Origin of the sequence: Mesorhizobium sp. M1B.F.Ca.ET.045.04.1.1 (assembly GCF_003952465.1) — a bacterium.
GTDB classification, from domain to species: domain Bacteria; phylum Pseudomonadota; class Alphaproteobacteria; order Rhizobiales; family Rhizobiaceae; genus Mesorhizobium; species Mesorhizobium shonense.
On record NZ_CP034448.1, the window covers coordinates 5035629 to 5049968 of the forward strand.

The following is a 14340-nucleotide window of genomic DNA, read 5'->3' on the forward strand; positions in this document are numbered from 1 at the left end:
AGCCGCCAAGCAATTGGACCGGCAGCCGGAAAAACAGACAGGGGCAGCCGGCGAGGCGGCCCGTTGGTGCAAGGCGAACCGCGGCGAGGTTCGTCCCGAGTTTTGAGCTAAGGAGCGACGATGGCCCAGACCCAGACTTTCAATGGCCGCAGACGCGTACGCAAGTTCTTCGGAAAGATCCCGGAAGTTGCGGAGATGCCGAACCTGATCGAGGTTCAAAAGGCATCCTATGATCAGTTCCTGATGGTGGACGAGCCCAAGGGCGGTCGTCCTGACGAAGGACTGCAGGCTGTTTTCAAGTCAGTCTTCCCGATCTCCGATTTTTCCGGCTCCTCGATGCTGGAATTCGTGAAGTATGAGTTCGAAGGACCGAAATTCGACGTTGACGAATGCCGTCAGCGCGACCTGACCTATGCCGCGCCGCTGAAGGTGACGCTGCGCCTCATCGTGTTCGATATCGACGAGGATACCGGCGCCAAGTCGATCAAGGACATCAAGGAGCAGGACGTCTACATGGGCGACATGCCGCTCATGACGTCGAACGGCACCTTCATCGTCAACGGCACCGAGCGCGTCATCGTCTCGCAGATGCACCGCTCGCCGGGCGTCTTCTTCGACCATGACAAGGGCAAATCGCACTCGTCGGGCAAGCTTCTGTTTGCCGCGCGCGTCATTCCCTATCGCGGCTCGTGGCTCGACATCGAGTTCGACTCCAAGGACGTCGTGCACGCCCGCATCGATCGCCGCCGCAAGATTCCGGTGACGTCGCTCTTGATGGCGCTCGGCATGGACGGCGAGGAGATCCTGTCGACCTTCTACAACAAGATCACCTACAAGCGCGCCGGCGACCACTGGCGCATCCCGTTCAACGTCGAGCGTTTCCGCGGCCTCAAGGCCGTCGGCGACCTGGTCGACGCGGACACGGGTGAGATCGTCGTCGAGGCCGGCAAGAAGATCACCGCCCGCCAGGCCCGCCAGCTCGGCGAAAAGGGCCTGAAGGCGATCAAGGCGACCGACGAGGACCTGCTCGGCAACTACCTGGCCGAGGACATCGTCAACTACGCCACCGGCGAGATCTTCCTCGAGGCCGGCGACGAGATCGACGACAAGACGCTGAAAGTGCTGCTCGGCACCGGCGAGGACGAGATCCAGATCCTCGACATCGACCACGTCAATGTCGGTGCCTACATCCGCAACACGCTGGCCGTCGACAAGAACGAGAGTCGCCAGGACGCGCTGTTCGACATCTATCGCGTCATGCGTCCGGGCGAGCCGCCGACGCTCGAGACCGCCGAAGCCATGTTCAACTCGCTGTTCTTCGACAGCGAGCGCTATGACCTGTCGGCCGTCGGCCGGGTCAAGATGAACATGCGCCTCGAGCTCAAGGCCGAGGACACCGTGCGCGTGCTGCGCAAGGAAGACATCCTGGCCGTGGTCAAGACGCTGGTGGAACTGCGCGACGGTAAGGGCGAGATCGACGACATCGACAATCTCGGCAACCGCCGCGTGCGCTCGGTCGGCGAGCTGATGGAGAACCAGTACCGCGTCGGCCTGCTGCGCATGGAGCGCGCGATCAAGGAGCGTATGTCCTCGATCGAGATCGACACGGTCATGCCGCAGGACCTGATCAACGCCAAGCCGGCGGCCGCCGCCGTGCGCGAGTTCTTCGGCTCCTCGCAGCTGTCGCAGTTCATGGACCAGACCAACCCGCTGTCGGAGATCACCCACAAGCGCCGGCTGTCGGCGCTTGGACCGGGCGGTCTGACCCGCGAGCGCGCCGGCTTCGAGGTGCGCGACGTGCACCCGACGCATTACGGCCGCATCTGCCCGATCGAGACCCCGGAAGGCCCGAATATCGGCCTGATCAACTCGCTCGCGACTTTCGCGCGCGTCAACAAGTACGGCTTCATCGAGAGCCCGTACCGGAAGATCGTCAACGGCAAGCTGACCAACGAAGTCGTCTATCTGTCGGCGATGGAAGAGGCCAAGCACCATGTCGCGCAGGCCAATGCCGAGCTCGACAAGCATGGCAGCTTCGTCGACGAGTTCGTCATCTGCCGCAATGCCGGCGAGGTGATGATGGCGCCGCGCGAGAACGTCGACCTGATGGACGTGTCGCCGAAGCAGATGGTGTCCGTGGCAGCGGCGCTCATTCCGTTCCTCGAGAACGACGACGCCAACCGCGCGCTGATGGGCTCGAACATGCAGCGTCAGGCCGTGCCGCTGGTGCGCGCCGAGGCGCCGTTCGTCGGCACCGGCATGGAGCCGGTCGTCGCCCGTGACTCGGGCGCCGCCATCGGCGCCCGCCGCGGCGGCGTGGTCGACCAGGTGGACGCCACCCGTATCGTCATCCGCGCCACGGAAGATCTCGACCCTGGCAAGTCCGGCGTCGACATCTACCGGCTGATGAAGTTCCAGCGTTCGAACCAGAACACCTGCATCAACCAGCGTCCGCTGGTGCGTGTGGGCGACCGGGTGAACAAGGGCGACATCATCGCCGACGGTCCGTCGACCGAGCTCGGCGATCTGGCGCTCGGCCGCAACGTGCTGGTCGCGTTCATGCCGTGGAACGGCTACAACTACGAGGACTCGATCCTGCTCTCCGAGCGCATCGTGGCCGACGACGTCTTCACCTCGATCCATATCGAGGAGTTCGAGGTCATGGCCCGCGATACCAAGCTCGGGCCGGAGGAAATCACGCGCGACATTCCGAACGTCTCGGAAGAAGCGCTGAAGAACCTCGACGAGGCCGGCATCGTCTATATCGGCGCGGAAGTGCAGCCGGGCGACATCCTGGTCGGCAAGATCACGCCGAAGGGCGAAAGCCCGATGACGCCGGAAGAAAAGCTGTTGCGCGCCATCTTCGGCGAGAAGGCGTCCGACGTTCGCGACACCTCCATGCGCATGCCTCCGGGCACCTTCGGCACGGTCGTCGAAGTGCGCGTCTTCAACCGCCACGGCGTCGAGAAGGACGAGCGCGCTATGGCGATCGAGCGGGAGGAGATCGAGCGCCTGGCCAAGGACCGCGACGACGAGCAGGCGATCCTCGACCGCAACGTCTACTCGCGCCTTTCCGACATGCTTGTCGGCAAGGAGGCGATCGCCGGACCGAAGGGCTTCAAGAAGGGCTCGAAGCTGTCGAAGGACACGCTCGACGAGTATCCGCGCTCGCAGTGGTGGCAGTTCGCCGTGGAGAACGAGAAGCTCCAGAGCGAGCTGGAAGCGCTGCGCGGCCAGTACGACGACTCCAAGAAGGCGCTCGAGCAGCGTTTCATGGACAAGGTCGAGAAGGTGCAGCGCGGCGACGAGATGCCTCCGGGCGTCATGAAGATGGTCAAGGTCTTCGTGGCGGTGAAGCGCAAGATGCAGCCGGGCGACAAGATGGCCGGCCGTCACGGCAACAAGGGTGTCGTGTCGCGCATCGTTCCGGTCGAGGATATGCCTTTCCTCGAGGACGGCACGCATGCCGATATCGTGCTCAACCCGCTGGGTGTGCCGAGCCGCATGAATGTCGGCCAGATCCTGGAGACGCATCTTGGCTGGGCCTGCGCCGGCATGGGCAGGAAGATCGGCGAACTGATCGACGCCTACAAGTCGGGCGGCGACATCAAGCCGCTGCGCAAGACGCTGGAAAGCTTCATGCCTTCCAACGACCGCAACGAGCCGATCCGCAACTACGACGACGAGAGCATCGTTCGCCTCAGCGAGCAGATGCGCCGCGGCGTCTCCATCGCGACCCCGGTGTTCGACGGCGCGCACGAGGCCGACATCAACACCATGCTGGAGCAGGCCGGCCTGCACACCAGCGGTCAGTCGCAGCTCTATGACGGCCGCACCGGCGAGCCGTTCGATCGCAAGGTGACGATGGGCTACATCTATATGCTCAAGCTTCACCACCTGGTGGACGACAAGATCCACGCGCGCTCGATCGGTCCGTACTCGCTCGTCACCCAGCAGCCGCTGGGCGGCAAGGCGCAGTTCGGCGGCCAGCGCTTCGGCGAGATGGAGGTCTGGGCGCTCGAAGCCTACGGCGCCGCCTACACGCTGCAGGAGATGCTGACGGTGAAGTCGGACGACGTCGCCGGACGCACCAAGGTCTACGAAGCGATCGTCAGAGGCGACGACACGTTCGAAGCGGGCATCCCCGAGAGCTTCAACGTTCTCGTCAAGGAAATGCGCTCGCTCGGCCTCAATGTCGAACTGGAGAACACCAAGTTCGACGAAGCCCAGGTCCGGCTGCCAGATGCTGCCGAATAGGGGCGCAGCCGAGTAAGGCAATGGCGCGCCGCAAAACCACGCGGCGCGCCCCTCAAATTCTCGGCCGGTCAGGCCGGCCAGTCTGCGGGCATTCGGTCCGCGCTCGATGCAAGGGGTTTTCGAGGACCCCGAAAAGGAGAACGGCATGAACCAAGAGGTCATGAATCTCTTCAACCCCCAGGCGCCTGCGCAGGTGTTCGATTCCATCCGGATCTCGCTCGCCAGCCCTGAGAAGATTCTGTCCTGGTCGTTCGGCGAGATCAAAAAGCCGGAGACCATCAACTACCGCACCTTCAAGCCGGAGCGTGACGGTCTGTTCTGCGCGCGCATTTTCGGTCCGATCAAGGACTATGAGTGCCTGTGCGGCAAGTACAAGCGCATGAAGTACAAGGGCGTCATCTGCGAGAAGTGCGGCGTCGAAGTCACGCTGTCGCGCGTCCGCCGCGAGCGCATGGGCCATATCGAGCTCGCCGCGCCCGTCGCCCACATCTGGTTCCTGAAGTCGCTGCCCTCGCGCATCGGCACGCTGCTCGACATGACGCTGAAGGACATCGAGCGCGTCCTCTACTTCGAGAACTACATCGTCACCGAGCCCGGCCTCACCGCGCTGAAGGAGCATCAGCTGCTCAGCGAGGAAGAGTACATGCTGGCCGTCGACGAGTATGGCGAGGATTCGTTCACCGCCATGATCGGCGCCGAGGCCATCCACGACCTGCTTGCCGGCATGGACCTGGAGAAGATCGCCGGCGACCTGCGCTCGGAGCTGGCTTCGACCTCGTCCGAGCTCAAGCAGAAGAAGCTCTTGAAGCGGCTCAAGGTCGTCGAGAACTTCATGGAATCCGGCAACCGTCCGGAATGGATGATCATGAAGGTGGTTCCGGTGATCCCGCCGGACCTGCGCCCGCTGGTTCCTCTGGATGGCGGCCGCTTCGCGACGTCCGACCTCAACGACCTCTATCGCCGCGTCATCAACCGTAACAACCGCCTGAAGCGGCTGATCGAGCTGCGCGCGCCGGGCATCATCGTGCGCAACGAAAAGCGCATGCTGCAGGAAGCCGTCGACGCGCTCTTCGACAACGGCCGCCGCGGCCGCGTCATCACCGGCGCCAACAAGCGTCCGCTGAAGTCGCTGTCCGACATGCTGAAGGGCAAGCAGGGCCGGTTCCGCCAGAACCTGCTCGGCAAGCGCGTCGACTATTCCGGCCGCTCGGTCATCGTGACCGGTCCGGAGCTCAAGCTGCATCAGTGCGGCCTGCCGAAGAAGATGGCGCTGGAACTTTTCAAGCCCTTCATCTACGCCCGCCTCGACGCCAAGGGCTTCTCCTCGACCGTCAAGCAGGCGAAGAAGCTGGTCGAGAAGGAGCGTCCGGAGGTCTGGGATATCCTCGACGAGGTCATCCGCGAGCATCCGGTGCTCTTGAATCGCGCGCCGACGCTGCACCGCCTCGGCATCCAGGCGTTCGAGCCGATCCTGATCGAAGGCAAGGCGATCCAGCTGCATCCGCTGGTCTGCACGGCCTTCAACGCCGACTTCGACGGCGACCAGATGGCGGTCCACGTGCCGCTGTCGCTGGAAGCGCAGCTCGAAGCCCGCGTGCTGATGATGTCGACCAACAACATCCTGCACCCGGCCTCCGGCGCGCCGATCATCGTGCCGTCGCAGGACATGGTTCTCGGTCTCTACTATCTGTCGATCGTCAACCAGAACGAGCCGGGCGAAGGCATGGTGTTCGCCGACATGGGCGAGCTCCAGCATGCGCTGGAGACCAAGGCCGTGACGCTGCACGCCAAGATCAAGGGCCGCTTCCGCACGGTCGACGCCGACGGCAAGGTTGTGTCGAAGATCTACGACACCACGCCTGGCCGCATGATTATCGGCGAGCTGCTGCCGAAGAACGTCAACGTGCCCTATGAGACCGCCAACCAGGAGATGACCAAGAAGAACATCTCCAAGATGATCGACACCGTCTACCGCCACTGCGGTCAGAAGGAGACGGTCATCTTCTGCGATCGCATCATGGCCCTCGGCTTCGCCCATGCGTGCCGCGCCGGCATCTCGTTCGGCAAGGACGACATGCTGATCCCGGACACCAAGCTGAAGCTGGTCTCCGACACCGAGGCTTTGGCCAAGGAGTACGAGCAGCAGTACAATGACGGCCTGATCACCCAGGGCGAGAAGTACAACAAGGTGGTCGACGCCTGGGCCAAGTGCTCGGAAAAGGTCGCCGACGAGATGATGGCCCGCATCAAGGCCGTCGAGTTCGAGGACAACGGCCGTCAGAAGCCGATGAACTCGATCTACATGATGTCGCATTCGGGTGCGCGCGGTTCGCCCACCCAGATGCGCCAGCTCGCCGGCATGCGCGGCCTGATGGCCAAGCCTTCGGGCGAGATCATCGAGACGCCAATCATCTCGAACTTCAAGGAAGGCCTCACCGTGCTCGAGTACTTCAACTCGACCCACGGCGCCCGCAAGGGTCTGGCCGACACCGCGCTCAAGACGGCGAACTCGGGTTACCTCACCCGTCGTCTGGTCGACGTGGCGCAGGACTGCATCGTCAATTCGGTGGATTGCGGCACCGACAAGGGCCTCACCATGCAGCCGATCGTCGATGCCGGCCAGATCGTCGCTTCGGTCGGTCAGCGTGTGCTGGGCCGTACGGCGCTCGACGACATCAACCACCCGGTTTCCGGCGAATTGCTGGTCAAGGCCGGCAAGCTGATGGACGAGCGCGACGTGGAGCAGATCGAGAAGGCCGGCGTGCAGTCGGTGCGCATCCGCTCGGCGCTGACCTGCGAGGTCAGGACCGGCGTCTGCGCGGTCTGCTACGGTCGCGATCTTGCCCGCGGCACGCCCGTCAACCAGGGCGAGGCTGTCGGCGTCATCGCGGCGCAGTCGATCGGCGAGCCGGGTACCCAGCTCACCATGCGCACCTTCCACATGGGCGGCACCGCGCAGGTGGTGGACTCTTCGTTCCTCGAAGCCTCCTATGAGGGCAAGGTCGAGATCCGCAACCGCAACGTGGTGCGCAACTCCGAAGGCCAGCAGATGGTCATGGGCCGCAACATGGCGGTTCTGATCCTCGACGAGGCCGGCAAGGAGCGCGCCACGCACCGCGTCGCTTATGGCTCGCGCATCTTCGTGGACGATGGCGACAAGGTGAAGCGCGGCCAGCGCATCGCCGAGTGGGATCCTTACACCCGCCCGATCCTCACCGAAATCGAGGGCAAGGTGGCGTTCGAGGATCTGGTCGACGGCATCTCCGTTCAGGAAACGGCTGACGAGTCGACCGGCATCACCAAGCGCGAGGTCATCGACTGGCGTTCGACGCCGCGCGGCAGCGACCTGAAGCCGGCGATCGTCGTTCAGGACGCCAAGGGCAAGGTGGGCAAGCTGTCGAAGGGCGGCGATGCGCGCTTCCTGCTCTCGGTCGAGGCCATCCTCTCGGTCGAGCCGGGCGCCCATGTCCGTCCGGGCGACGTGCTTGCGCGTATCCCGATGGAAAGCGCCAAGACCAAGGACATCACCGGTGGTCTGCCGCGCGTGGCCGAACTGTTCGAGGCTCGCCGTCCGAAGGATCACGCCATCATCGCCGAGATCGATGGCACGATCCGCTTCGGCCGCGACTACAAGAACAAGCGCCGCATCATCATCGAGCCGCATGACTCGACGCTGGAGCCGGTCGAGTACCTGATCCCGAAGGGCAAGCCGTTCCACCTCCAGGACGGCGACGTCATCGAGAAGGGCGACTACATCCTCGACGGCAACCCGGCGCCGCACGACATCCTGGCCATCAAGGGCGTGGAGGCGCTTGCGTCCTACCTCGTCAACGAGATACAGGAAGTCTACCGCCTGCAGGGCGTGTCGATCAACGACAAGCACATCGAGGTGATCGTTCGCCAGATGTTGCAGAAGGTCGAGATCACCACGCAGGGCGACTCGACCTACATCCCGGGCGACCACGTCGACGTGATCGAGCTGGAAGAGGTCAACGAGCGGCTGATCGAGGACGGCAAGAAGCCGGCCGAAGGCCAGCCGGTGCTGCTCGGCATCACCAAGGCCTCGCTGCAGACGCCGTCCTTCATCTCGGCCGCCTCCTTCCAGGAGACGACCAGGGTGCTGACCGAAGCTGCAGTTGCCGGCAAGACCGACATGCTGCAGGGCCTGAAGGAAAACGTCATCGTCGGCCGTCTGATCCCGGCCGGCACCGGCGGCACGATGAGCCAGATCCGGCGCATCGCCACCTCGCGCGACGAGCTCATCATCGACGAGCGCCGCAAGGCCTCGGGCGTCGAGGTCGCCGAGCCGATGCTGACCAACATGGTCAATGCCGCGCAGTAAGCGCGGGACGAGAAGAAAAGAAGGAAAGGGGCCCGCGTGGCCCCTTTCCGCATTTTGGCTCAGCGAGGAAGAGAACCATGAGCAGCAGGACCTGGACGGCTGTCGACGACTACATTGTTTCCTCGCTCTTCGAGACCGATCCCGCCCTCGACGCGGTGCTGGCAACCAACCGGGACCAGGGCCTGCCGGCGATCGACGTCTCCGCCGCGCAAGGCAAGCTTCTGTCGCTGCTGGTGCGGATACGCGGTGCGAAAAAGGTGCTCGAGATCGGCACGCTTGGCGGCTATTCGACCATCTGGATGGCAAGGGGATTGCCTGCAGACGGCAAGGTCGTGACGCTGGAGCTCGACCCGCATCACGCCGAGGTCGCGCGCTTGAACTTCGAGCGGGCAGGGGTTTCCGATAAGGTGGATCTGCGTCTCGGCCCCGCGCTTCAGTCGCTCGCGGCGTTGGCCAGCGAAAATGCCGGTCCGTTCGACCTGATCTTCATCGACGCCGACAAGCCGAACAACCCGAATTATCTCACCTGGGCCATGCGGCTGTCACGCTCGGGAACTGTGATCGTCTGCGACAACGTCATCCGCGACGGCGCGGTCGTGAAGAAGGACAGCGGCGATGCCAATGTCGAGGGCGCCCGCGAAGCGTTTTCCTTCATTGGCAGCGAAAAGCGGCTGGACGGCACCGCCATCCAGACCGTCGGCGCCAAGGGCTATGACGGCTTCGCCATCGCCATCGTGGACTGACTGGCCCGCCAGTCCCGTCAACTCAATCGAAAAATGCCTCGACCACGTTGCGCTTGCCGAGCATGAAGGCATCGGCGACATGCTGCAGCGGTGCCAGGTCGACGTCGGAGACGCCGGCCCGCACGATCTCGGCGAAATGCCTGTAGAGCATCGGATATTCGGCTTCCGGCTCGTCATGGACGATCTTGCCGTCGACGGCGAGCTTTGCGCCGCCGCCCGAAAGCACCATCTTGCCCTTGTCGGTCTCGGCCAGGATGTCCCAGCTCTGCGGACCGGTCTGCAGCCAGTCGAGCTCCATCGTCACCGGCAGCCCGTTCGAGGTGCGGAAGCTGACATGCGCCGCGACCGGCGACGCGCGGTTCTCGGGGAAGTCGAGCACGGCCGAGGTGATGAACATCGGCGGCAGGATGTGGGTGGCGATCGACAGCGCGTTGATGCCGGGATCGAACACGCCGAAACCGCCCGGCGCCCAGATCCATTCCTGGTTCGGGTGCCAGCGGCGCACGTCTTCCTTCCAGTTGATGGCGGCCGAGCTGATCCTGGCCGAGGCGAGGAAGGCGCGCGCGGCTTCGACCGCCGGGGCATAGCGCGAATGCCAGCTGGCGAAGAGCGAGACGCCGTTCTTCACGGCAAGCGCCTTGAGGTCCTCGACCTCGCTGACGGTTGCGCCCGGCGGCTTTTCCAGGAAGACATGCTTCCTCGCTTCGAGCGCCGTGCGCGCCGCGTCGTAACGGAACTGCGGCGGCATGCAGAGCGAGACGGCTTCCAGGCCGGGTTCGGCCTCGAGCATCGCCTCGATCGTCGGATAGTTCGGGATGTCATCGACCTTGCCGTGGCGGCTGGCCGCGGCGGCTAGCTGGTAGTTGGCGTCCTTCGCCAGGGCGGGAAGATGCTGGTCGCGGACGATCTTTCCCACGCCGACTATGCCGAGCTTGATGGGGCCGAGCCTGGTGGGATTGCTGGTCATGGGAACTCCGAGGATTGGAAGAGGTGGGTGTTTCTAAAGCATGTCTCCCGAAAGCGGGAACCGGTTTCGGGGCGAAGACATGCGCAAAATCAAAACCTAAAGCGCGCTGAGCGAAACTGAAAGATCGCGATGCGCCTTAGGCAAGACAAAAAGGGTCCGGCAAGCCAGACGCATCGCGATCTCGCGATCGCCTTCGGGAATCAGACCGGTTCGTCGAAGGTGACGATCGACACTTCGCCTTCCAGCGCGCCCTGATAAGCCGATAGATGCGGCTCTTCGTCGGGCGCGCCCTCCATGTCGCCGATCTGGTCCAGCTCGGCTTCCGCGAATCCTTCGGCCGCGAGCGATTCGAGCGCGCGGCGCACGGCAGAATCATCGTCGGGCGCGACCAGCATCACATGCACGCCTTCCGGCTTGCCGCCCTTGCGCCGCCAGACCCGGCCGGTGATGATGGTGACCGGACGCTCTTCATTGTCGTTCACGGGCTGATTCCTCCGGAAGAGGGGGTTTTGCCATTCATGCCGCCTTCTTGCACGAAGCCGGCTGAGAAGACAGCCGGAAGCCGGTCACTTTCTTCCTCGTCCTTGAAAAAAGGCGCAAGAAAATTACATGCGTTTCTCGCATGGCTGCCAAGCTCCGGATCGGGCGCAATATTTGCCGTTCCGGGGTTGACGGATAGCGACCTTGCGAGTAGAAGCCGCCCCGTCAGAACCGATGTGAGACTTGCCTTTCCGAGGCGACGCGCCTTGGAGTTTGCCTCAAACAGGGTTCGTTTTACGAGCGAAAAGACATCTCCGGCGCGCATGAAGCGGCTTCCGCTTCCTCTGCAATTTGTTCGGGCAGGACCGCGAGACGCGGTGTGTTGCCCGAATTTGCGTATGGAAATGACGCTTTGAGCGGCCCTGACAGGGCAAGACACGGAATTGAGAGACAAGAGGGTTTAATGCCTACCGTCAACCAGCTGATCCGCAAGCCGCGCCTGGCGCCGGTGAAGCGCAACAAGGTCCCGGCCATGCAGCAGAACCCGCAGAAGCGGGGCGTCTGCACGCGCGTCTATACCACGACGCCGAAGAAGCCGAACTCGGCGCTGCGCAAGGTCGCCAAGATTCGCCTGACCAACGGTTTCGAAGTGATCGGCTACATCCCGGGCGAAGGCCATAACCTTCAGGAGCACTCGGTGGTCATGATCCGTGGCGGCCGCGTCAAGGATCTGCCGGGCGTCCGCTATCACATCATCCGCGGCGTGCTCGACACGCAGGGTGTGAAGAACCGCAAGCAGCGCCGTTCGAAATACGGTGCCAAGCGTCCGAAGTAAGGGTTTCCGGCTTCGGCGCTTTTTTTGACTGCGCCGTGCCCCGAGATTGAGAGACAAGAGCCATGTCCCGTCGTCACAGTGCAGAAAAGCGTGAGATCAACCCGGACCCAAAGTTCGGCGACCTGATCGTCACCAAGTTCATGAACGCCGTCATGTATGACGGCAAGAAGTCGGTTGCCGAGACGATCGTCTACGGCGCGCTGGACCAGGTCCAGGCCAAGACCAAGCAGGAGCCGGTCACCGTCTTCCATCAGGCGCTCGACAATGTCGCGCCGCATGTGGAAGTGCGCTCGCGCCGCGTCGGCGGCGCCACCTACCAGGTTCCGGTCGACGTGCGCCCCGAGCGCCGTCAGGCGCTGGCCATCCGCTGGCTGATCGCCGCCGCGCGCAACCGCAACGAGACCACCATGGTCGACCGCCTGTCCGGCGAGCTGATGGACGCGGCCAACAACCGCGGCACCGCCGTCAAGAAGCGTGAAGACACCCATAAGATGGCGGAAGCCAACCGCGCCTTCGCGCACTACCGCTGGTAAAGCGCGAACGAGACTGAGAGGCACCTCCCATGGCCCGCGAATACAAAATCGAAGACTACCGCAATTTCGGTATCATGGCGCACATCGACGCCGGCAAGACGACGACGACCGAGCGCGTCCTGTACTACACGGGCAAGTCGCACAAGATCGGCGAAGTCCATGACGGCGCTGCCACCATGGACTGGATGGAGCAGGAGCAGGAACGCGGCATCACCATCACCTCGGCCGCGACCACGACCTTCTGGAAGGGCCGTGACGGCAAGATGCGCCGCTTCAACATCATCGACACTCCCGGACACGTCGACTTCACCATTGAGGTCGAGCGTTCGCTGCGCGTGCTCGACGGCGCCATCGCGCTGCTCGACGCCAACGCCGGCGTCGAGCCGCAGACCGAGACCGTGTGGCGCCAGGCCGACAAGTACCATGTGCCGCGCATGATCTTCTGCAACAAGATGGACAAGATCGGCGCCGACTTCTACCGCTCGGTGGAAATGATCGGCTCGCGCCTCGGCGCGCAGGCCGTGGTCATGCAGCTGCCGATCGGCGCCGAGACCGAGTTCAAGGGCGTCGTCGACCTCGTCGAGATGAACGCGCTCGTCTGGCGTGACGAGACGCTGGGCGCTGCCTGGGACATCGTCGAGATCCCGGCCGACCTTAAAGAGAAGGCCGCGCAGTATCGCGAGAAAATGATCGAGGCCGCCGTCGAGATGGACGAGACCGCGCTCGAGAACTACCTCGAAGGCAATATGCCGTCGAACGACGAGATCCGCGCGCTGATCCGCAAGGGCACCATCGCGGTCAAGTTCTTCCCGATGTTCTGCGGCTCGGCCTTCAAGAACAAAGGTGTGCAGCCGCTGCTCGACGCCGTGGTCGAGTACCTGCCGTCGCCGATCGACGTGCCGGCGATCAAGGGCGTGGACGCCAAGACGGATGCTGAGATCGAGCGTCACGCCGATGACAACGAGCCGCTGTCGATGCTGGCGTTCAAGATCATGAACGACCCGTTCGTCGGTTCGCTGACCTTCGCCCGCATCTATTCGGGCAAGCTCACCAAGGGCACCTCGCTCGACAACACCGTGAAGGGCAAGAAGGAGCGCATCGGCCGCATGCTGCAGATGCATGCGAACTCGCGCGCAGATATCGAGGAAGCCTATGCCGGCGACATCGTCGCGCTGGCTGGCCTGAAGGACACGACCACCGGCGATACGCTGTGCGATCCGCTACATCCGGTCATCCTCGAGCGCATGGAATTCCCCGATCCGGTCATCCAGATCGCCATCGAGCCGAAGACCAAGAACGACCAGGAAAAGATGGGCCTCGCGCTGCATCGCCTGGCGGCTGAGGATCCGTCCTTCCGCGTCAAGACCGACGAGGAAAGCGGCCAGACCATCATCGCCGGCATGGGCGAGCTGCATCTCGACATCATCGTCGACCGCATGCGCCGTGAGTTCAAGGTGGAAGCCAATGTCGGCGCTCCGCAGGTGGCCTATCGCGAGACGATCACCCGCACCCACGAGCAGGATTACACGCACAAGAAGCAGACCGGCGGTACCGGCCAGTTCGCGCGCGTCAAGATCGTGTTCGAGCCGAACACCGAGAGCGAAGAGTTCGTGTTCGAGTCCAAGATCGTCGGCGGCGCGGTGCCGAAGGAATACATCCCGGGCGTCGAGAAGGGCATCCAGAGCGTCATGGGCTCCGGCCCGTTCGCAGGCTTCCCGATGATCGGCGTCAAGGCGACGTTGATCGACGGCGCCTTCCACGATGTCGACTCCTCGGTGCTGGCGTTCGAAATCGCTTCCCGCGCCTGCTTCAAAGAGGCGGCGCCGAGGCTCGGCGTGCAGCTCCTGGAGCCGATCATGAAGGTCGAGGTCGTGACGCCGGAAGACTATGTCGGCGGCGTCATCGGCGACCTCAACGGCCGTCGCGGCCAGATCCAGGGCCAGGAAGCGCGTGGCGTGGCGGTTGTCATCAACGCCATGGTGCCGCTCGCCAACATGTTCAAGTACGTCGACAATCTGCGTTCGATGTCGCAGGGCCGCGCCCAGTACACGATGCAGTTCGACCACTACGAACCGGTTCCGACCGCGGTCGCCCAGGAAGTCCAGAAGAAATACGCGTAACTCGAGCGGGTTGCACGAGACCTTAATTTGAGCCCCGCACGGGCAAGCAGGAATGGAGACATC

9 protein-coding genes are annotated in these 14340 nt (G+C 63.5%); 6 read left to right on the forward strand and 3 right to left on the reverse strand.

The window, feature by feature from the left end:
- Window positions 1-120: 120 nt before the first annotated feature.
- The 3 genes from rpoB (at window position 121) to EJ071_RS24900 (ending at window position 9342) form a co-directional block, all read left to right on the forward strand.
- A complete protein-coding gene (rpoB, locus tag EJ071_RS24890; RefSeq protein ID WP_126100231.1) occupies window positions 121-4257 on the forward strand; it encodes a DNA-directed RNA polymerase subunit beta in 4137 nt (1378 codons plus the stop codon).
- A 145-nt stretch (window positions 4258-4402) separates the two neighbouring features.
- Window positions 4403-8599, forward strand: coding sequence for a DNA-directed RNA polymerase subunit beta' (gene rpoC, locus EJ071_RS24895; RefSeq protein ID WP_126100232.1), 4197 nt, complete (start codon window positions 4403-4405; stop codon window positions 8597-8599).
- A gap of 77 nt (window positions 8600-8676) precedes the next feature.
- Window positions 8677-9342: an O-methyltransferase gene (locus EJ071_RS24900; RefSeq protein WP_126100233.1), complete on the forward strand. Its 666-nt coding sequence runs from the start codon at window positions 8677-8679 to the stop codon at window positions 9340-9342.
- 22 nt (window positions 9343-9364) lie between these two features.
- Here the strand turns inward: EJ071_RS24900 and EJ071_RS24905 are convergent, their stop codons facing one another.
- The 3 genes from EJ071_RS24905 to EJ071_RS38690 all read right to left on the reverse strand — a co-directional run bounded on the left by EJ071_RS24905 (window position 9365) and on the right by EJ071_RS38690 (window position 11114).
- On the reverse strand, window positions 9365-10309 hold the full coding sequence (locus EJ071_RS24905; RefSeq protein WP_126100234.1) for a Gfo/Idh/MocA family oxidoreductase: 945 nt from the start codon (window positions 10307-10309) through the stop codon (window positions 9365-9367).
- Between the two features lie 200 nt (window positions 10310-10509).
- Window positions 10510-10791, reverse strand: a complete 282-nt coding sequence (locus EJ071_RS24910) for a transcriptional regulator (protein WP_126100235.1) — start codon at window positions 10789-10791, stop codon at window positions 10510-10512.
- Window positions 10788-11114 (reverse strand): hypothetical protein, encoded by a 327-nt coding sequence (locus EJ071_RS38690; RefSeq protein ID WP_189521205.1) that lies wholly within the window; start codon window positions 11112-11114, stop codon window positions 10788-10790. Before EJ071_RS38690 ends, EJ071_RS24910 begins: the two co-directional genes overlap by 4 nt.
- Before the next feature lie 138 nt (window positions 11115-11252).
- On the opposite strand from EJ071_RS38690, the gene rpsL reads away from it, so the two are divergent.
- The 3 genes from rpsL (at window position 11253) to fusA (ending at window position 14277) form a co-directional block, all read left to right on the forward strand.
- Complete coding sequence (rpsL, locus tag EJ071_RS24920; RefSeq protein ID WP_006202128.1) at window positions 11253-11624, forward strand: 30S ribosomal protein S12; 372 nt, start codon at window positions 11253-11255, stop codon at window positions 11622-11624.
- A gap of 62 nt (window positions 11625-11686) precedes the next feature.
- A complete protein-coding gene (gene rpsG / locus EJ071_RS24925) occupies window positions 11687-12157 on the forward strand; it encodes a 30S ribosomal protein S7 (protein WP_027170372.1) in 471 nt (156 codons plus the stop codon).
- Window positions 12158-12186: 29 nt separating this feature from the next.
- Window positions 12187-14277 (forward strand): elongation factor G, encoded by a 2091-nt coding sequence (gene fusA, locus EJ071_RS24930; protein WP_126100237.1) that lies wholly within the window; start codon window positions 12187-12189, stop codon window positions 14275-14277.
- The last annotated feature ends 63 nt before the right edge of the window (window positions 14278-14340 follow it).

Bases quoted from the DNA above. Each gene is read 5' to 3' on its own strand.
- fusA (WP_126100237.1), top strand. From the start codon at position 12,187: ATGGCCCGCGAATACAAAATCGAAGACTACCGCAATTTCGGTATCATG.
- rpoC (WP_126100232.1), top strand. From the start codon at position 4,403: ATGAACCAAGAGGTCATGAATCTCTTCAACCCCCAGGCGCCTGCGCAG.
- rpoB (WP_126100231.1), top strand. From the start codon at position 121: ATGGCCCAGACCCAGACTTTCAATGGCCGCAGACGCGTACGCAAGTTC.
- rpsL (WP_006202128.1), top strand. From the start codon at position 11,253: ATGCCTACCGTCAACCAGCTGATCCGCAAGCCGCGCCTGGCGCCGGTG.
- EJ071_RS24905 (WP_126100234.1), bottom strand. From the start codon at position 10,309: ATGACCAGCAATCCCACCAGGCTCGGCCCCATCAAGCTCGGCATAGTC.
- EJ071_RS38690 (WP_189521205.1), bottom strand. From the start codon at position 11,114: ATGCGCGCCGGAGATGTCTTTTCGCTCGTAAAACGAACCCTGTTTGAG.
- EJ071_RS24900 (WP_126100233.1), top strand. From the start codon at position 8,677: ATGAGCAGCAGGACCTGGACGGCTGTCGACGACTACATTGTTTCCTCG.
- rpsG (WP_027170372.1), top strand. From the start codon at position 11,687: ATGTCCCGTCGTCACAGTGCAGAAAAGCGTGAGATCAACCCGGACCCA.